This window comes from uncultured Gemella sp., assembly GCF_963525875.1.
Classification (GTDB): domain Bacteria; phylum Bacillota; class Bacilli; order Staphylococcales; family Gemellaceae; genus Gemella.
In genome coordinates this window covers 1-19267 of the sequence record NZ_CAURMG010000013.1, presented here as the reverse complement: position 1 = coordinate 19267, position 19267 = coordinate 1, and the positions used below count along the sequence as shown (strand labels likewise).

At 31.2% G+C, this 19267-nt stretch carries 16 protein-coding genes and 1 pseudogene; 12 read left to right on the top strand and 5 right to left on the bottom strand.

From position 1 onward, the window contains the following. Positions 1-148: 148 nt before the first annotated feature. Entirely contained in the window at positions 149-1384 is a 1236-nt protein-coding gene (locus RWQ73_RS03740; protein ID WP_314406759.1) for an MFS transporter, read from the top strand. A 106-nt stretch (positions 1385-1490) separates the two neighbouring features. On the opposite strand, the gene adhE is transcribed toward RWQ73_RS03740, so the two are convergent. Further along, positions 1491-4133, bottom strand: a complete 2643-nt coding sequence (gene adhE / locus RWQ73_RS03735) for a bifunctional acetaldehyde-CoA/alcohol dehydrogenase (protein WP_314406758.1) — start codon at positions 4131-4133, stop codon at positions 1491-1493. A 785-nt stretch (positions 4134-4918) separates the two neighbouring features. On the opposite strand from adhE, the gene rpsF reads away from it, so the two are divergent. The 5 genes from rpsF to RWQ73_RS03710 all read left to right on the top strand — a co-directional run bounded on the left by rpsF (position 4919) and on the right by RWQ73_RS03710 (position 8700). Then, entirely contained in the window at positions 4919-5206 is a 288-nt protein-coding gene (gene rpsF / locus RWQ73_RS03730) for a 30S ribosomal protein S6 (protein WP_314085406.1), read from the top strand. A 13-nt stretch (positions 5207-5219) separates the two neighbouring features. Then, a complete protein-coding gene (locus RWQ73_RS03725) occupies positions 5220-5789 on the top strand; it encodes a single-stranded DNA-binding protein (protein WP_314406757.1) in 570 nt (189 codons plus the stop codon). 23 nt (positions 5790-5812) lie between these two features. Further along, a complete protein-coding gene (gene rpsR / locus RWQ73_RS03720; protein WP_003144201.1) occupies positions 5813-6061 on the top strand; it encodes a 30S ribosomal protein S18 in 249 nt (82 codons plus the stop codon). Between the two features lie 105 nt (positions 6062-6166). Next, the gene (locus RWQ73_RS03715; protein ID WP_314406756.1) at positions 6167-7384 is read left to right on the top strand and encodes an HD domain-containing protein; all 1218 of its coding nucleotides are present in this window, start codon (positions 6167-6169) and stop codon (positions 7382-7384) included. 239 nt (positions 7385-7623) lie between these two features. Beyond that, on the top strand, positions 7624-8700 hold the full coding sequence (locus tag RWQ73_RS03710) for an iron-containing alcohol dehydrogenase family protein (RefSeq protein ID WP_314085402.1): 1077 nt from the start codon (positions 7624-7626) through the stop codon (positions 8698-8700). Positions 8701-8754: 54 nt separating this feature from the next. Here the strand turns inward: RWQ73_RS03710 and RWQ73_RS03705 are convergent, their stop codons facing one another. After that, positions 8755-9330: a DJ-1 family glyoxalase III gene (locus RWQ73_RS03705; protein WP_314085400.1), complete on the bottom strand. Its 576-nt coding sequence runs from the start codon at positions 9328-9330 to the stop codon at positions 8755-8757. A 364-nt stretch (positions 9331-9694) separates the two neighbouring features. Next, positions 9695-10240, bottom strand: a complete 546-nt coding sequence (gene hpf / locus RWQ73_RS03700; protein WP_314085398.1) for a ribosome hibernation-promoting factor, HPF/YfiA family — start codon at positions 10238-10240, stop codon at positions 9695-9697. A gap of 290 nt (positions 10241-10530) precedes the next feature. Here hpf and RWQ73_RS03695 point away from each other — a divergent pair, with 290 nt between their 5' ends. From RWQ73_RS03695 to RWQ73_RS03685, 3 genes are all read left to right on the top strand, one after another. Then, positions 10531-12075, top strand: a complete 1545-nt coding sequence (locus tag RWQ73_RS03695; RefSeq protein WP_314406755.1) for a DEAD/DEAH box helicase family protein — start codon at positions 10531-10533, stop codon at positions 12073-12075. Then, the gene (locus tag RWQ73_RS03690; RefSeq protein WP_314406754.1) at positions 12072-12668 is read left to right on the top strand and encodes a ComF family protein; all 597 of its coding nucleotides are present in this window, start codon (positions 12072-12074) and stop codon (positions 12666-12668) included. The genes RWQ73_RS03695 and RWQ73_RS03690 overlap by 4 nt, the downstream gene beginning before the upstream one ends. 111 nt (positions 12669-12779) lie before the next feature. Further along, positions 12780-14054: an MFS transporter gene (locus RWQ73_RS03685; RefSeq protein WP_314406753.1), complete on the top strand. Its 1275-nt coding sequence runs from the start codon at positions 12780-12782 to the stop codon at positions 14052-14054. 50 nt (positions 14055-14104) lie between these two features. On the opposite strand, the gene RWQ73_RS03680 is transcribed toward RWQ73_RS03685, so the two are convergent. Then, positions 14105-15070 (bottom strand): hypothetical protein, encoded by a 966-nt coding sequence (locus tag RWQ73_RS03680; RefSeq protein WP_314406752.1) that lies wholly within the window; start codon positions 15068-15070, stop codon positions 14105-14107. Positions 15071-15097: 27 nt separating this feature from the next. Continuing rightward, complete coding sequence (locus RWQ73_RS03675) at positions 15098-15865, bottom strand: M15 family metallopeptidase (RefSeq protein WP_314406751.1); 768 nt, start codon at positions 15863-15865, stop codon at positions 15098-15100. Between the two features lie 337 nt (positions 15866-16202). Between RWQ73_RS03675 and RWQ73_RS03670 the strand changes: the two genes are divergently transcribed. From RWQ73_RS03670 to RWQ73_RS03660, 3 genes and pseudogenes are all read left to right on the top strand, one after another. Continuing rightward, positions 16203-17204, top strand: a complete 1002-nt coding sequence (locus tag RWQ73_RS03670; protein ID WP_314406750.1) for a DUF2232 domain-containing protein — start codon at positions 16203-16205, stop codon at positions 17202-17204. A 2-nt stretch (positions 17205-17206) separates the two neighbouring features. After that, positions 17207-19153: a DHH family phosphoesterase gene (locus RWQ73_RS03665; protein WP_314406749.1), complete on the top strand. Its 1947-nt coding sequence runs from the start codon at positions 17207-17209 to the stop codon at positions 19151-19153. A gap of 32 nt (positions 19154-19185) precedes the next feature. Further along, positions 19186-19267 (top strand): annotated as a pseudogene (locus RWQ73_RS03660) (50S ribosomal protein L9); the annotation flags it as partial.

The window sequence follows — 19267 nt, the reverse complement described above, 5'->3', positions numbered from 1 at the left end:
CTAAAATGAATTTGAGTTCATGGGAATTAGAATTTCATTTAGTTGCTCTTTTTAGTTTTATTGTGGAAAATGTATTGGGGATATTTTGGTTATTGAAAACTTTACAGTTTGATTGTAAAATATAAAATAATATAGGAGGTGGTATTCGATGAATATTTTCTTGAAAAATAAACTCTATAGGCTATTCACTATTTCATTGGCTTTTGGGAATGCGGGTAGAACGCTATTTGACATTGCGTTTATTATTTATGCAACGAGTTTACCGAATCCAGAATTAGCGGTGAGTATAGTTTCAATAGCTACAACATTACCTTATATTATCTCATTCATCTTAGGATATTTTGCAGATCAGACAAAAGATAAGTATGATAGAATACTATCTACGAGATTTTATCAGTTTTTATTATTTTCGTTATTTGCCTTAGTGTGTATTTACGGCGTACAATGGTGGATTTTTATTGTATTAGTATTTGTAAATATAGTTGCGGATATTCTAGGTGGATATAATAGCTATTTATCAATGTCGACAAATACTAGATTGGTATGTAAAGAACAACTAAGTGAAGCATTAGCATTTATCAGTTCTATAAACAATACAATCTCACTTGGTGGAAAAGCTGTTGGAGTATTCGTTTTAGGGCTTTTAAGTTATAATTACTCATACTTTGGTATGTTGAATGCAACGCTTTTCTTGATAGCATTTTTAATACTAGCAAAATATAAAAATGAGATGAAAGACGAGATTGGTAGTTTTAAAGTTGAGAATACAGAAAAGGTGAGTGTAAAAAAATTTTTAAAGGATACTATTGAAAACTTTAAAATACTTCGTGAAATAAAGAAAATATATAACTTCATTTTACTATTTCTAGGCATGAATTTTTATTCATCAGCGATGTTTGCCTTACTTTTAGTAATTTTAGTAAAAAATGATAGCTTATTATTTGGGAATGTAGCTTATACTATTACTTTATTAGAAATTGTGGAGGTACTTAGTACAATTGCCGGAGGAGTTTACCAAATTAGTTTTTATAAAAATATGAGTTTGAGAAATAATGCTATATTAGAAATAATTTTATTCATTATGTATGTAGGAAATCTATTGATACTTCAAAATAAATTTATACTCGTGATTTTAACTGTAATAATAGGTTATTTTGCAGGAATATCGAATCCAAAACTAGATGCATTGATTTTACAATCAGTGCCTGAGAAAAAACAAACATCAATATATAGTATTTTTAGTACTGTTATTACAATTTCAGTACCAATAGGAACAACAGTTGTATTATTTTTCGCTAATGCTATTAGTACAGCATTTGCATTATATAGTTTGTTAATATTATTAATAGTTGTTTTGATATATTCGTTTAAAGTTAGACAATAATAAATAAAACAAGCCCCTTAGATTTTTTCTAAGGGGCTGTCTCTATTCATTACTTCTAGGATGAAAGGAAGTATGAGTCTAATGTTTAGTTATTTGAATGAATAGCTTATTGATTTTCTACGAATTTTTTCTCGTCGAATCCGAACCAAGCTGCTTCCATGATACCTTCCATATCTTTGATTAGAGCTAATCTTGGGTTAGCTGGAGTACATTGATCTTCATATGCATCCATTGCTAGAGTAGGTAGAGCTGCTTTGAATGCTTCGTAATCTACACCGTGATCTCTGAAGCACATTGGAGTTCCTACACGTTTACCAAGTTCGAATACTGCTTGAGCATAAGAATCAACTGCTTGTTCAGGAGTATCAGCTTTTAGCCCTAGCATACGAGCGATATCTTGGAATCTTTCATCAGCTTGATAGTGTTCGTATTTAGGCCATAGAGCCACTTTACCTGGACGAGTACCGTTGTATTTGATTACGTATGGTAATAATGTTGCGTTTGTTTCACCGTGAATAGTGTGGAATTTACCACCGATTTTGTGAGCCATTGAGTGAGAAATTCCTAAGAATGCGTTAGCGAAAGCCATACCTGCTAAGCAAGAAGCATTGTGCATTTTTTCTCTAGCGTCTTTGTCGAATTCTTTAACAGATTTTTCTAAGTTTTCGAATACAAGTTTGATTGCTCGAAGTGCTAAACCATCAGTATAGTCGTTAGCAAGGATAGAAGTATATGCTTCGGTTGCGTGTGTCAATACGTCCATACCTGTTGCAGCAGTTGGTCTAGCTGGTACTGTTTGAACTAGTACTGGGTCAACGATTGCTACGTGTGGAGTGATAGCGTAGTCTGCTAACGGATATTTTTTATCATTTTCTTTATCAGAGATTACTGCGAATGGTGTAACTTCACTACCAGTACCTGATGTAGTTGGTACAGCGATGAATGTAGCTTTTTGTCCTAAGTGAGGATATTTAACAGTACGTTTTCTAATATCTGCGAATTTTTGAACTAGTTCAGTGAAGTCAGCGTCTGGTCTTTCGTAGAATAACCACATGATTTTAGCTGCGTCCATTGGAGATCCACCACCTAGAGCTACGATAGCGTTAGGTTTGAAAGTATTCATGATTTCTAATCCACGTTTTACAGTTGTGATGTCTGGGTTTGGTTCTACTCCAGCGAACACCTCATATTGAACTTTGTTTTTACGACGATTTAGTTGATCGATGATACGTCCTGCAAATCCAAGTTTAACCATAGATTCATCAGTTACGATCATTACTCTTTCTAAACCCTCCATTTCACTAAGGTACTTAATTGCATTTGGTTCAAAATAAACTTTTGGAGGTAATTTGAACCATTGCATATTGTTGTTTCTACGTCCGATTAATTTGATGTTAAGTAAATTGATTGCGCTAACGTTACCTGATACTGAGTTGCGACCATAGCTACCACATCCAAGAGTTAGAGATGGGATAAATGCGTTGTAAACATCCCCGATTCCTCCGAATGTAGAAGGAGAGTTCCAAACTACACGGCATGCACGAACAACTTTACCGAATACTTCAGCAACTTCTTCATCTTGAGTGTGGATTGCTGCAGTATGTCCTAAACCGTTAAACTCAACCATTTGTCTAGCTTTTTCGATACCATCTTCAGTGCTAGTAGATTTTAATACAGCTAAAACTGGAGATAATTTTTCACGAGTAAGTGGTTCTTTAACTCCAACTTCGCTACATTCAGCAGCTAGGATTACAGTTCCTTTTGGTACTTCAAATCCTGCTAATCTAGCGATTTCTGTAGCAGGTTTACCTACGATAACAGAGTTTAGTTTAGCACCAGCGCAGTTTTCAGAATTTGCTTCAACACCAAATAGTAAGTTTTCTAATTTAGTTTTTTCTTCTTTAGATACGAAGTGTACTCGATGTGATTTCATGATTTTAACGAATTCATCGTATAATTCTTTATCAACGATTGCTGCTTGTTCACTTGCGCAAATCATACCATTGTCGAATGCTTTACTTAATACGATGTCGTTAACTGCTTGTTTAAGTTTAGCGTCTTTGTGAACATAAGCAGGTACGTTACCAGCACCAACACCTAGAGCAGGTTTTCCGCAAGAGTATGCTGCGCGAACCATTGCGTTACCACCAGTAGCAAGGATAGTAGCTACTCCCTCGTGGTTCATAAGTGCGTGAGTTCCTTCCATTGAAGGTTTTTCGATAAATTGAATACAGTTTTCAGGAGCCCCTGCTTTAACTGCAGCATCACGAACGATACGTGCAGCTTGTTTAGAACACTCATTAGCAGATGGGTGGAAACTGAATACGATTGGGTTACGTGTTTTTAAACAAATTAATGATTTGAAAATTGTTGTTGAAGTTGGGTTAGTTGTTGGAACAACACCGCAAACAACACCAACAGGTTCAGCTATAGCTGTAAGTCCATCTACATCGTCTTTATCGATTACTCCAACAGTTTTAAGGTCACGCATATAGTTTACGATATACTCACATGCATATAAGTTTTTAATAGCTTTATCTTCAACAACTCCACGACCAGTTTCTTCAACTGCAGCTACAGCTAAAGGGCCATGTGCTTCAAGTGCAGCTACAGCAGCAGCCTGAACTATTGCGTCTATTTTTTCTTGATCCTCAATTTTTTTGAATTCATCTAAAGCAACTAGCGCTTTAGATACTAGTGTATTTACTTCCTCAACTGGGTCTACAGTTTGTAATGTTTCTTTTGCCATAATATTTAACTCCTTTGACTAGGGAATTTATAACTGAAAGAGAATATGTGTTATTTAAAATCTATAAGATTTAAAAATTCAATCTCTGTTGTTATAAACACCTTTTATTTAATTACAATCATATTTTACCACTAAAAATTAAACAAGTAAATATCTGTGTTATAACTGATTTCTATATAAAATATATATTTTTTTATTCGATTTGAATGTACAAATATTTATTCGTGAAGAAAGTTTCTTCATGTTAAAAAATCTGTTCTACAAATAAAATACTTTATAAAAGTAAGCTTTTCAGTTTATTATATAATATTTATTTTATCTATTATATAACAGAATATAAGGTCATAAGTATTGGTAAAGAGTGAAATATTATAGTAAAAATAAAGATTCTATAATTGATAAAGGTTATCAATGGAATTGAAAGTAAATTCTATTATATAATAGAAGAAAAAGTAAAGTATGTTTATTAAGTAGTTGGACTAATATTTGTGAACATGAGAAATAGTATAATATCAAAAGTCTAACTTGAACAAGGGAAACATTTTTGATTGTTAGAAATATTAAAATGTTAATTTTAGTTTTTAGGTGAGATAGATAAGTTTAATATTAAAAAAAATGGTAAATTCCCAAAGTAAGTTCCAGTAATATTAAAAAAATTAAAAAATATTATAGTTATTAGTTGCTTTTTATTTCTATAGTTGATATAATAATCGCTAGAGTAATTTTATTACTCCTTACTCTTTAGAAAGCTAGAGAGTCGCAAAGACCAAAAGGAGGTAACACACATGAGAAAATATGAAGTAATGTTTGCTGTTCAACCACGTATCGAAGAAGAAGCTAAAAAAGCTGTGGTTGATAGATTCGTAAATATTCTTTCAGAAGGTGCAGAAGCAGTAGAAGTTAAAGATTTAGGTAAAAAACGCCTAGCTTATGAAATCGAAGACTTCAGTGATGCTTACTACTATGTAGTAGAATTAACTTCAGAAACAGATGCGTCTACAAAAGAATTCGACCGTTTAGCAAAAATTAGCGATGACATCATCCGTCACATGGTAGTAAGATTAGAAAAATAAGGGGTGAAATACTATGGTAAATCGTGTAGTATTAGTAGGTAGATTAACTAAAGATCCAGAGTTGAGATATTCTAGTTCGAATATTCCAATGCTTTACTTCTCAGTAGCTGTAAACAGAACATTCACTGACCAAAATGGTCAAAGACAAGCAGACTTTATTAACTGTGTAGCTTTTAGAAAGCAAGCAGAAAATATGGCACGTTTCTTAGGACGTGGAAGTCTGATTTCTGTTGAAGGTAGAATACAGACTAGAAATTATCAAGGTAAAGATGGAAATACAGTTTATGTTACTGAAGTAGTAGCAGAAAGTGTTCAATTCCTTGAATCAAAAAACAGTTCACATAGTAGACAAAACAATGGTTTTGACTCAATGAGTTTTAATCAACCTCAATCACAACCAGCGTATAATAACAATAATCAAAATTATTATAACAATACTAATCAAAACTTTGGACAAGCTAATTCAGCTATGCAAGATTTTATTAATGATAGTTCATCATTCTCTGACTTTGGGGAAAATTTCCCGAGTAACTTAGATGATGACTTCATGCAGGATGTAGTAAATCCGTTTAAAGAAGACTAAAATTACATAGGAGGACATGCACAATGGCAGTAACTAACAATCGTCGTAACAACATGCGTCGTCGTAAAAAAGTATGTTATTTCACTAAAAATAACGTAGAATTTATCGACTACAAAGATGTAGAATTACTTAAAAAATTCATCTCAGAACGTGGAAAAATTTTACCACGTCGTGTAACAGGTACTTCAGCTAAGTACCAAAGAATGTTAACTACAGCAATTAAAAGAGCTAGACACATGGCGCTTTTACCATATGTAGTAGACGAAAAATAAAAATAATGATTAAAAAAGATGAGCTAAGGCTTGTCTTTTTTTTATGCTCTGATATAATAAAAGTGAAATATAGTAAAGAAAATTATTATTACAGGGGGAAAAGCGATGGAATTAAGAAGATTAGATGAGACAAAGGTACTAAAAGATCCGGTACATAGTTATATACATATTCATTATGAAGTTATCTGGGATTGCCTTGATAGTAGAGAATTTCAAAGATTACGTAGGATAAGACAACTTGGTGGAGATTTCCAAGTATATCCAACGGCAGAACATTCGAGGTTTTCTCATTCACTTGGTGTGTATGAGATAGTTAGAAGAATGGTGACTGAAATTAAAACTTTGAGCGCAGAGTTAACTGAATATGAAAAAGTATGTGTAATGTTAGCAGGTTTACTACATGATGTAGGGCATGGTCCATTTTCTCATGCATTTGAACATGTTACTAGGCATAGTCATGAGGAATATACAGCAAAAATTATACTAGGAAACACAGAATTAAATTCTATCTTAAAGTCCGTTTCAAAAGCCTTACCTGAAGATGTCGTATCGATAATTCAGCATACTCACAGTAACGATATATTGAATCAGATTGTGTCGGGGCAGCTTGATGCAGATAGGATGGACTATTTATTACGAGATTCTTATTTTACAGCAACAAGTTATGGTCAATTTGATCTTGAAAGAATATTACGAACTATGCGTGTTAGGAAAACTGATGAAGGTAGAAAAGTAATTGTTGTAAAACATACTGGTATCCATAGCGTAGAGGATTATATTATGGCTAGATATCAGATGTACTGGCAAGTTTATTATCATCCTGTAGCTAGAAGTTATGAGGCGGTATTTATTCAATTATTTAATAGATTAAAGGATATTTTTGTCGAAAATAAATCTTACTTTGATGATATGAGGGTGTTAGTACCTTTCTTAGAAAAGTCAGAAGTGACAGAAGAAGAGTATTTTAAATTAGATGAAAATGCTTTGTTATATTTCTGTACGTTAATACAAGAAAAAGGGGATAGTGTTGCTGCAGATCTTGCTAAAAGATTACAAAATAGAAAACTGTTTGAGTATGTGGATTATAGTGAGGAAAATCTAACTCAGATTAGAAATATGTTGAAAAAAAATGGTTTCGAAGAACGTTATTATTTAAGAGTTGAGAATGTAGAAGCGAGTGTATATAGCCCGTATAAAGGAAGAAAAATTCTGATTGAGAAGCTTAATGGAGAAATAGTGGCGTTAGAGAAGGCTAGTAATATAGTAGAATCGATAACAAAAGGACAGACTAAAAAAGAGGGGACTATATTTTTCCCTAGATAATAATATAAAAATTAAGGTAATAGAGGGGTTGTTGATCATGATATGATAATGCTTAGGTTATTATCTTAATTTTTTTAAGTATAGATGAAATCTTCTTATAAAAAGGTTCGAAACTTCTTTTCAATTGTCAGAAAATGATTTATTTTTAACTTACTATTGATTTTAGTTTTCGGAAATGTTATAATCATAGTTACATATTAAAGAAATTATAAATTTTAACAACAAAGGAGAGATGTAAAATGTTTGAATTAGCAAATGTAGCAAGACCAGGGGTAAGTGAATATATTTCAGGAAGTGGGGCATTGTCTGCACTTGATAATAGATTAGAAGGATTTAAAACTCCTTTGATTGTTACTGGAGAAAAATCTTACGCAGCGTTTACGAAATTTTATAAAGGAAATAGAGAGTTTAGAGTAGCGAAATATGATGGATCGGCATCTTTTGAAGATATGCAGCGTATTGCTGATGAGTACGGTGAAGGTGTTGATGTAGTTCTTGGAGTAGGTGGAGGACGTGTTATCGATACTGCGAAAGGTGTAGCACAAAACTTAAATGTTGAGTATATGACAGTACCAACGGTAATCGCAACTTGTGCACCTTATGCACCGGTGGCGGCAGTTTATCATCCAGATCATACATTTAGAGAGGTTGCGTATTTTAAACGTACAGCATATGCTTGTGTAGCAGACTTAGATTTATTATTAGAATCTCCAAAAGAGTACTTTGTAGCTGGAATTGGGGATACTCTAGCGAAATGGTATGAAGCAGTAGTTTTAGTTGAAAGAAATAATAAATTTAATGATCCTTTTGTAAGAATGGGATTAGAAGCAGCTAAAATCACTCGTGATGTACTTTTACGTGATGCTAATGGTGCGTTAGAAGCTATGGAAAAAGGTGAAGTAACAGAAAGTTTTAAAAATGCTGTAGATACAGTATTTGCTATCTCAGGATGTGTTGGATGCTTCGGTGTTCACTATGGACGTATGGCAGGAGCTCACGCAGTACACAACGGTATGAGTTTAGTTAAAGAAACGCACTCTGTGCTACATGGTACAAAAGTATCTTATGGTATCTTAGTGCAATTACTTGCTGAAGGTAAGAGAGAAGAAGTTGAAAAACTTGTTCCATTCTATAAAGATAATGATTTAGCTTATAACCTAGCTTGTGTTAATGTAACAGAAGATGTAGAAGAGAAAATGCAAAAAATTGCGGAGTTTGCAGCTAGTGAGAAAGAAACATTTAAACTTGCGGTTGATGTTTGTACACCTGAAGTTGTTGTAGCTGCGATGAAAGAATTAGAAGAATTAACTAAATAATATAACGTAAAAAAGACCTCGGATATTTTAATCTGGGGTCTTAAGTTTTACGTTTTATAAGTTGTTTTTTAAAATTGGTACTAACATAGCGTTACTAATGTTTTGAGCAGTGTCATCTTGTAGTAAATAATTAACTATTTCATAACCGAATAGAATAGCTACGGCTGGGCCTTGGGCAGTGATGACGTTTTTATCAATGATTACTGCTTTTTCATTATTGTATGATTTACAGTTGATTTCTTTATCAAACCCTGGGTATGAAGTGACTTCTTTATCTTCAAGTATACCTGCTTTGCTTAAAACGATAGGTGCGGCGCAGATAGCTGCAACAAGTTTTCCAGCGTTATACATATCTTGGTAGAATGTGATTATTTTATCGTTGTCACGAAGTAATGTGCTTCCAGGTATTCCACCAGGGATTACTATAGCATCGTAGTCTAAGATATTGTCGATGTCGCTAATTTTTTTATCTACTATTATTTTCACGCCGTGAGAGCTTGTTATATAATCTTCATTGTTGGCAGAAATTAGATCAACATGAATATTTGCACGACGTAGTATATCAAGAGGAGCGATAAGCTCCAATTCTTCGCTTCCATTTTCAACGAATAAAGCAACTTTTTTTGTCATAAAAAATCCTCCTAGTGTATTTTGTGTAATGTGTAAAGAATAAAATATTTCTCATGTTCTCTTATTGCGGTGAAGGACGCTTTCGACTAATTTTTCATGTGATTACACATGAAAAATGGATTCTACAGCTAGAAAATGAGCCGTAAGTCTCATTTTCTCCTAATAAAATTGAATTCAATTTTGTCGCCACCACGATAGAGAACATGAAATACATAATTATATATAAATTTAAATATTCAAAGGAATTGAAATGTAAAATCATTTTGTTTACTTATCATTTCTCTTTATTTTAATTTTATTGTATTTTCAAAGAAAAATCAACCACCTACGGAAGATGGTTGATTGTGTTTAAACTCAATATTAATTATTTAGAAATTTCTAAAACTCCGTATCCAGTATCACGGCGTTTGTAAACTACAGAAATCTCATTTGTGTTATGGTCTAAGAATGCGAAGAAATCGTGCCCTAGAAGTTCCATTTGGAAAACAGCTTCTTCTCTTGTCATAACTTCTACTTTAAGTTGTTTAACTTTACCGAAGTCTAAAGCAGTTTCTTCAGTTTCTTCTAGCTCGTTAGTAAGAATATTTTCTTCAACAAATCCTTTTTCGCGACCTTTTCTATTGATTTTTGTTTTGTGTTTTCTCATTTGACGTTCAAGTTTATCCACAACTAAATCAACAGCAGCGTATAAGTCTTCGTTAGTTTCTTCTGCACGAAGGGTTACTCCTTTAAGTGGAACAGTGATTTCTATTTTTTTCTTATTATTTTTGTATACTTTAGCATTAGCGTAAACGTTTGCTTCTAAACTGTCAGCAAAGTATTTTTCTAATTTAGAAACTTTATTTTCAACATACTCTCTAATTGCTTGAGTAATTTCTAAATTTTCTCCTCGTACTTGATATCTTAACATTTTAAAGCACTCCTTTCATAAAGTAGCCTAGCTACTTTATAGGGGGTTCCCCCTCTTTTTATAGTTTTATTATACCACTTTTTGGTAACGTTAGCAATACAGTTCGCATAAAAATGTTACTTTTATAAAATATACATTTATTTTGCTTTATAAATATATTTTTGTTAAAATAAAATTAAACATTAATAGTATAAAGTTAGAAGGATATATATAAACTTAAAATGCTAATAAAATGAGGAAAAATACTGAAAAAAATTTATTGGAAATTTGCAGATAAGGGGTAGTAGAAAATGATTTTTAGGGAGTATTGTGAATTTATCGAGGCGCTATATAATATACGTTATTCAAGAATGACAAATTCAGAAAAAAATACATATTATAGAAATATTAAAGAAAGCTATGATAGTTTCGGGAAAATTAATGAGGATTTTGAAGAAATTTATAATGAGATAATGACGGGAGCAGTCTGTACTTTAGGAGAAGAGGATTTATCTATTTTAAGAAAGTACAATGGACTGCTTTTGTCTATTTCTAGGTTATTAAAACTAAATATAAAGATTCATTATTTAGATAATTGTCCTTATGTTGAAAAGATATATTCACTAAGGTCGAATGGTGATAGATTTCATTGCTTACAGTGTGATAACAAAGATAAAAATTTATTTTTTAGTTTTATAAGTAGAGATCAAAAAATTACGTATTGTAAAAGATGTATAGATTTTGGAAGAAGTGATGATTATTTTATAAAATTTCACATAAGTATACCGATGTTTGACTTGGAAATTCCAAAGTTGCCAAGTGTAAAGTTAAGTGATATTCAAGAAGAAGCAAGTGTTTCTTTAGTTCGTAACATTAAAAATGGTAACAGCACTCTAATATGGGCAGTTTGCGGTGCAGGGAAGACAGAAATAGTGTATGCTGCGATATATCAAGCACTCTTATCTAATAAGCGAATTTGTCTAGCTATTCCGAGAAGAGATGTAGTAAAAGAACTGATTGAAAGATTTATGCGTGATTTTAGAGGATATCCGATAAGTGTATTACATGGTGAAGAAAAAATATTAGAGGATTCGAATTTCTATATTATGACTACTCATCAGCTTGTTAAATACTATAATTACTTCGATGTTATTATTATTGATGAGGTTGATGCTTTTCCGTATTCTGGGGATGAATGTTTGGAAAATGGAGCTAGGACCAGCTTAAAAAGAGGAGGAGTATTTGTGTTTTTATCTGCAACGCCGTCTGATAAAGTTAAATCTAGTGTTGAAGAAATCGTGAAAATACCAATACGATACCATAGATACCTGTTACCTGTGCCGAAAATAAAAATTGAAAAAGCTGAGGTGTTTGAATTTTCAAAGAAATCCAAGTTCATCCAAGAATTTATAACGAGTAGTTTAGAGAAAAAACGCCGTGTATTAATATTTGTGCCGGAGATAGGAATGTGTGAGTCTGCGGTTTTATATTTTAAGAAGATTTTACCGGAAAAAGTATTAATAGATTTTGTTTATAGTGAAGATAAGCAGAGAAGTGAGAAAGTTCAAAGATTTTATAATAGAGAAATAGATATTCTTGTAACTACTACAATATTGGAACGTGGGGTAACTTTTGATTATTTGGATGTTTTGGTTTTTGATGCGAATCATATAAATTTTACGAAAGCTGCTTTGATCCAAATCTCGGGAAGAGTAGGTAGAAAAGATTATGATAATTCTGGTGATATTGTATTTTTAGCTGATAAGATAAGTAAGGATATGAAAGCAGCGGTTAAAGAAATTGAGTATATGAATAATTTAGCTAAATATAGAAAATTAAATAGAGGTAGAGTATGAAATGTAGTTTTTGTGGATTAGAAATTAGAGAAAAATTGGGGTTTGATACATTATTTGAGAAAAAAGAGAAATTTCAACTTTGTACTACATGTAAAGAACATATTGATATAAATGTTACAGAAGTGGGATGTTATTCGTTATATTATTTTTCAGATTATGAATTTGTAAAAGATGTTATTTATTCAATAAAATATTTTGGAGAAATAGAGTGCTCTATAAAGTTCAAAAAACTTTTTGAGAAATTCTTTTCTTTTAATGAATTTGACTTAGTTACTATTGTTCCAGCTAATAGTATTCGAGAAATTATTCGTGGATTTGATCATATTGAACAGATTTGCAAGGTATGTGATGTGGAATTTGTAAAACTTCTTGGTTGCGAATATAGAGAAAAACAATCGAAATTGCATAAAGAAAGAATTGAGAATAAATATTATTTTTTATCTAATATACACAGTTTAGATAATATTAAGAGTATTTTGATTGTAGATGATATATATACGAGTGGAATGACATTATTTGGATGTGCTAAAATCATTAATGAGGTATACCCTAATATAAAAATAAGTTTCTTGACACTTTCGAAAGTAATATAATGAGATATTTTTATTATACAAGTTTTATTTTTATGGTATAATGTTAAGGTTGAATTTTAAAATATTAGTTCGGCAATTCGTAAAAAATTACTTATATTACATAGTTAGGAGATGGTTAAAACAAAAATTTTATTTTCGTTTATTATGATCGCATTAATTTTAATTTTGGTGATTTTCTTATCTAAGAAATTCGAATTAAATAGAGATCAAGTAGTAATATTTTGGATATTAGTTTTATTCTGGTCTGCGATAAGTATTATACGTGCTTATAGGAAGTTATATGCAATTACGCCGATTGATCAAGGTGGACTTTCTTTAACACCAGTACTCGCAGCCCAAATAGCAGCAGGATATGGGCTTACAAGTTTAATCATAAGGTTACCGATGTTTTTAGCCAGTGATATATTTAAAAGACGTAAAATATTTGTGCAAATTTCACTATTTTTACTAATAGTGACTTCATTTTTAGTTGCATTTAATGGTAATTATGTAACTTTATACTTATCTTCATTGTCGTTGGGTATTAGTGCAACTATGCTTGCATTATTTAATGTTATTTTCTCAGAGACATTTTCTAAAGATAAAGCGGCAGTTTCAGTTTCGATATTATCTGTGGCCCCATTATTAGCTGAGTTTATTGCAGCACCTATACAATATGTTTTTACAATGAACACTTATAAGCATTTTGATTATATGTGGTTAGTTACAGGTGGTATTGCAGTAGTAACCTTTATATTATCGTTTATGATGAAAGATTATCGTCCTGTTGATAGTGATTTTTCATTCGATAAGGTAAAAGTGGTAATTAAACATAAGAGTTTTATTTATATTTGTTTATTAGCTTTATTACTTTCGTTTATAAAATTCTCAACGAGTGGAGCTAATATGATTGCTTATGGTAAAACAGAGTTAAACATGACGCCTCTTATGCTTGCGTATATGGATGCTGTTTTTGCAGTGCCACAGCTTATTGCGGGAGTTCTTGTAGGGGTATACTTCACGAGAAAATGGGGTATACAAAAAACCTTATTATTCCTATTAGGATGTTCGTTAGCATTCTATGTAATAGCATTATATGTTAATAATCCATATGTTATTTATTTTAGTTATATCTTAAATGGTTTAGGATATGGTGGAGCTTATAATGCATTGATTTCTTTAGCAATGCAATATTTTGATAGAGAATATCGTAATGTAAGTATGGGAATATATCAAGCGTTCTTTGCTTTAGGTATTTATTATGGTGACTATATTTATGTGTGGATAGCTAAACATGTTAAAAATGGGTTATTTGGTTTCACACAAAGTAAAGCTATTTTCCTTATTGTAATAGGCATGACTTTATTAAGCATGCTTATGGTTAAGGTTAAAGTTAGAGATAATTAAAAAAGTTGATTCACAATTTTGTGAGTCAACTTTTTTTAATATATAAAAATTTATCCAATTAAATCTGCTCTTATCCAACCATCACGACTACCGTATGAAACATACGCCCAAGCTTCACCTTGTGAGTTAATTTCAATATAGTGTTGGTATACAGGGTTTCCAACTTTAATTGCGGCAATAATACTACTTGAATCGTTTGAAGAACTTCTTAAGTTAACTCCGGCTGATGGTTTAACATATACAGTACGTTCATCGCTACGGCGACTAGAAGAATTAGATGAGCTAGAAGAACTTTCCTTCACAATTATAGTTTCTTTTTCTTTAGCTTTTTCATTTAGTCCGTTAACAGTAAATGTACGTTTAAATTCCCCAGTTGCTTTTAATTTCAATTTATTTAATGTATTTTTATTTAAAGTAATAGTAACTTCAACTTTATCACCATTTTTTAAGTTGCTTTGCTTATCAAATGAAACATCTGGATTTGATAGTAGGTTTGAGATTTCAGCATTTGTTTTTGCAACCTCAGGAACTTTTTTAATGTCAACTTCAGGTTTACCTTCACCTTGAGCACCGTATGTAACAAAGTTTACCTCATATGTTGATAAATCAATTACATTATCTTTTTTCAAGAATTTATTATATCCAAAGTACAGTACAACGACTAATACTACGAAAGTAATAATTGCTGTTAATACAACTGGAATTATACTTTTTTTCTTTTTTGGTTCTTCTGTGTAAATTGGTGGAACATTATAATTTTGTTGGTTATTATAATGTTGTTGTTGATGATTGTTGTAATTTTGTTGTTGATCGAAGTTTTGGTATTGAGTATTTTGATATTGTTGATTATATCCTTGATTATTGTATTGATTGTTATCGAAGTTTTGATCATATCCCTGATTATTATATTGATTATTGTCAAAGTTTTGATCGTAACCTTGATTGTTATAGTGGGTATTGTTAAAATTTGGGTTATTATAATTTTGATTATTTTGTCCTTGATTATTTTTATTCATTTAATTCTCCTTTTATTTAATAGTATTTTAATTTGCGTAATCTCCACCAGGAGCATTAAGATATTCTTCTAGCGAAATATTTTTTTCATAAATAGTTTTAGCTACGTCTTCACCAACATAACGAATATGCCAACTTTCTTCCATATATCCGGTTTTTTCTACAAATTCAGGTTTATATCTAACGATAAATCCATATTTGTGAGCATTTTTTCCTAACCATTCTGCAGCTTTTTTACTGCTTTCACTAGTACCTTCTGCTCCTAAAAGTTGACCTTGGTTGTCGATAAGATCAAAAACTAATCCTGTTTGATGTTCGCTATAACCAGGACGAGCAGAAAATCTATCGGCTTCTTGTTTTCCATGAGCAGCAACATAATTATTGTATAATCCTGCTTGAGTACCATAAGCTCTAAAGCCAGAAACCTGATTAGATACATTTAACCCTAAAGATTGTGCATCACTTATTAATTTATTTACTTTTTGGCGCGCTGTAGGGTTTTCTCCAGGATTGTAGTTTGCAGGAAGAGGGTGTTTTTTATTAGCTAATATAATACCATTAATAATTGTTGGTTGAGTAACCGTCTCTGGAGTTTTTCCATTGGTAGATGGAGTGTTTTCTTTATTGTTATCAGTTTTTGTGTTTTCATTAGTAGGAGAAGATTTTTTAATATCTTTTTGATTAGTTGTATTAGATGGTGTTTGATTATCGTCTTTATTTAGGTAATAATAACCACCTAATGCTAATATTAAAACTGCTAATGTAACTGTAACAATAGTAATTACATATTTTTTCATGAAAATATCCCTTTCTATAAAATATAATAAATGTTTTTAATCTAAAAATTAATACAAAGTTTGTTGCAACCTTTACTAAATATCATAAGTTGAATAATACTTTTTGTCAATTATAAACAGTGTTTAGTATGGAAATTTATAAAAAAATTAATTTTTAAAGTTTGATTTGAAGTTAATTTTTAAGGAACTCAATCTGTAGAGTGGAAGTAGAGTTTAGGTGAGATTTGTTTTTTTATTTTCCTTTAAAAAAGTGTTGAAATTTGGTATAATAATAAAGATACCTATATAGTGTGAAATATATATAGTGGTATTATTAAAATGAAAAAGGAGTGTTAATTTGGATAATAACATTTCAGAACTTTTGAGTAAAGAAATTAAAGAATTAATGAAAAATAAATTTTTCTTTAGAACACCTAGTGATATTAAAATATTGGCTTATTCGGTAAGTTATTTGTTATTAATATTATTTGGAATATTCTTGAATATAGAAATTGTGACGGCCTTTCTTTCTGTTTTCCCACTTACATATGTATTAGGAGCAAAAGGACTTAAGTATTACATTCCATTAATTGCTTCGGGAGGATTAATACTATCATTATTAGCTTCTCCTAATATAATAACTTGGTTTGGAATACATATGATTATATCTTATGTAGTGTATAGGACGATATATGTAAGAGGATCAAAAGTTTTCTTAGTAGTTGCAGTTAGTTCCTTAATATTTTTAGCTGTAGCATTGTATATATTCTTATCAATAAGATTGGGGCATATAACAATTGATAGTAAACAAATACTAGATTTTATTAATTCTTATGTGAATTCTATGGCGGAAATGAATCAAAGTGTTGATAAGAACTTAGTACTAGAGAGTTTTTCTAATCTTCAAAAATCATTCCCTGTAACGATCTTTATAGTATTATTTGCATATAGTCTTTTGTTGGTTCAGTACACATTATCGTTATTAAGTAGAGAATATGTGATTATACCAGTATTTCCAAAATTTAGTAGAATAATGTTGAGTCCTAGAAGTGGATATATATATATTGGGGTTACATTATTAACTTTTCTTGTAGAAATGGAAACTGGCAGTGATACTTATAGTTTTTGGAATATTTTATTCCAAAATTTAACAGGAGTGCTATCATTGGCGTTTGTTTTGAATGGATTATTTACAGCATTTTTCTTTATAGAACAAAAATCTAATTCGAAAATACCGATAGGTAAGCCTGTTGTATTTGCCTTGATGTTTATTTTTAGTCCTATTTTTGAATTACTAGGATTTGTTGACAGTATATTTAAATTAAGAGAAGGATATATTGTTATGAAGAGGGGGAGATAAGCATGAGTGATAAGAAAAAATATGAATTAATTATCTCTATTATTTTTCTAATAGGTGCAATTCTAAGTGGTATATTTAATATTTACAGTTTAGTAATTTGTCTGTTGATGGGCTTATTTATTTTCATTCTTTATAGTCTGCAGAAGAAAAAAGCTGGTGAACAAATGGAGCGTTATATTAGTAAGTTGACTAATAGAATCAAAGATTCATCAGAAAAAGGTATAAATAAATTCCCTATAGGTATAGTTGTAATCGACAAAGATAAAAATATAGAATGGGCGAATAACTTTATTTATAAAAATATCAAAGTTGAAGAAATAAAAGGTTTAAATATTTTAGATCTTATGCCTGAAATTAAAGATCTATTTGATTTAGAAACTCCGGTTGATAATCAGTTTGAAATTTTTGGTAAACATTATAAAGTTAATTACCAAAGAGATAGTGGTTATATTTACTTCTTTGATATTACTGAAAGTAAAGTTGTAATGCAAAGATTTAGAGATACTAGACCAATCATACTTAATTTGAGTCTTGATAACTATGAAGATGTGTATGATTCTCTAGATGATGAAGTAGCAAGTAGACTAGATGCTACTATAGTTATTACTTTAACGGATTGGGCTAAAAAGAATAGTATCTACCTTAAAAGAATTGATGAAGATAGATTTATCGGATTGTTAAATGTAAAAGATTTAAAGAAAATAGAAAAAGATAAATTTCAAATTTTGGATACTATTAGAAGTTTGAAAGAAGAGTTCGATGCACCGATTACACTAAGTATAGGAGTAGGGATGGGTACGGATTTCTTACCAGAGCTAGGTGAACTAGCTAAAAGCTCGCTAGACTTAGCCTTAGGTCGTGGTGGAGATCAGGTTGCTATGAAAGATGTTGATGGTACAATAAGATTTTATGGTGGTAAAACTAATCCACAAGAAAAACGTACTAGAATTAAGGCGCGTGTTGTCTCTAATGCGTTAGCTGACATAGTAAGTGACAGCGATAAGATCATTGTAATGGGGCATAGACGTCCTGACTTTGATGCTATTGGGGCTTGTGTTGGTATTTATACTTTTGCCAAGTTTTTAAATAAAGAGTGTTATATTATCTTAAATGAAAGCGATCAAGATGAAACTATACAAAAAGTAATGTTTGAGATTGATAGTCAAGATGAACAATTATCAAAAGTATTTGTAGATAGTGACGAAGCATGGGAGCTTATGACCCCGCAAACAACATTAATAGTTGTAGATACTTCAGATGCTTCTCGTGTTATCGATGCAGCAATTTTATCAAAAGCAAATAGGAAGGTAATAATTGATCACCATAGACGAGGTGAAGATATAATTACTAACCCATTACTAACGTATATAGAACCTTATGCTTCATCGGCATCGGAATTAATAGCAGAATTAATAGAGTACCAAACTAAGATAGAGAAAATCTCACCTATTGCGGCAACGATAATGCTTGGGGGGATAGTAGTTGATACTCAAAACTTTTCGATAAGAACGGGATCTAGAACTTTTGATGCGGCAGCATATCTAAGAAGTAATGGTGCTGATCCGACAAAAGTTAAAACAATTTTAAAAGAACCGTTTGAAAACTTTATGAATAGGGTAGAAATCATTAATAATTCTATTCAGAAATCCCCAGAAATTATTATGGCGAAAGCACCAGAAAATAAATATTACACTAATGTCATGTTAGCTCAAAGTGCGGATTTACTGCTTACTTTAAAAGGAATTGAATGTAGTTTTGCTATAGGATATTTAGATGAAGGTAAAGTGGGTATTTCGTCAAGATCGTTAGGTAATATAAATGTTCAGTTGATTATGGAAGAGCTTGGTGGTGGTGGCCATCTTGCTAATGCGGCAACACAAATAGAGGGAATCAACTTGGATGAGGCGCTTGAGCGATTAAATGATGCGATTGATAAGGTATTAGGATAATAAGATAAAATAGATTAAAAGGAGAAATTGTAATGAAAGTTATATTTGTAGAAGATGTAAAAGGAAAAGGTAAAAAAGGAGATGTTAAGGAAATTGCTGATGGATATGCAAAAT

Excerpts from the sequence above, each read along its gene's own strand:
- RWQ73_RS03740 (WP_314406759.1), top strand. The coding sequence starts at position 149 with ATGAATATTTTCTTGAAAAATAAACTCTATAGGCTATTCACTATTTCA.
- adhE (WP_314406758.1), bottom strand. The coding sequence starts at position 4,133 with ATGGCAAAAGAAACATTACAAACTGTAGACCCAGTTGAGGAAGTAAAT.
- rpsF (WP_314085406.1), top strand. The coding sequence starts at position 4,919 with ATGAGAAAATATGAAGTAATGTTTGCTGTTCAACCACGTATCGAAGAA.
- RWQ73_RS03725 (WP_314406757.1), top strand. The coding sequence starts at position 5,220 with ATGGTAAATCGTGTAGTATTAGTAGGTAGATTAACTAAAGATCCAGAG.
- rpsR (WP_003144201.1), top strand. The coding sequence starts at position 5,813 with ATGGCAGTAACTAACAATCGTCGTAACAACATGCGTCGTCGTAAAAAA.
- RWQ73_RS03715 (WP_314406756.1), top strand. The coding sequence starts at position 6,167 with ATGGAATTAAGAAGATTAGATGAGACAAAGGTACTAAAAGATCCGGTA.
- RWQ73_RS03710 (WP_314085402.1), top strand. The coding sequence starts at position 7,624 with ATGTTTGAATTAGCAAATGTAGCAAGACCAGGGGTAAGTGAATATATT.
- RWQ73_RS03705 (WP_314085400.1), bottom strand. The coding sequence starts at position 9,330 with ATGACAAAAAAAGTTGCTTTATTCGTTGAAAATGGAAGCGAAGAATTG.
- hpf (WP_314085398.1), bottom strand. The coding sequence starts at position 10,240 with ATGTTAAGATATCAAGTACGAGGAGAAAATTTAGAAATTACTCAAGCA.
- RWQ73_RS03695 (WP_314406755.1), top strand. The coding sequence starts at position 10,531 with ATGATTTTTAGGGAGTATTGTGAATTTATCGAGGCGCTATATAATATA.
- RWQ73_RS03690 (WP_314406754.1), top strand. The coding sequence starts at position 12,072 with ATGAAATGTAGTTTTTGTGGATTAGAAATTAGAGAAAAATTGGGGTTT.
- RWQ73_RS03685 (WP_314406753.1), top strand. The coding sequence starts at position 12,780 with ATGGTTAAAACAAAAATTTTATTTTCGTTTATTATGATCGCATTAATT.
- RWQ73_RS03680 (WP_314406752.1), bottom strand. The coding sequence starts at position 15,070 with ATGAATAAAAATAATCAAGGACAAAATAATCAAAATTATAATAACCCA.
- RWQ73_RS03675 (WP_314406751.1), bottom strand. The coding sequence starts at position 15,865 with ATGAAAAAATATGTAATTACTATTGTTACAGTTACATTAGCAGTTTTA.
- RWQ73_RS03665 (WP_314406749.1), top strand. The coding sequence starts at position 17,207 with ATGAGTGATAAGAAAAAATATGAATTAATTATCTCTATTATTTTTCTA.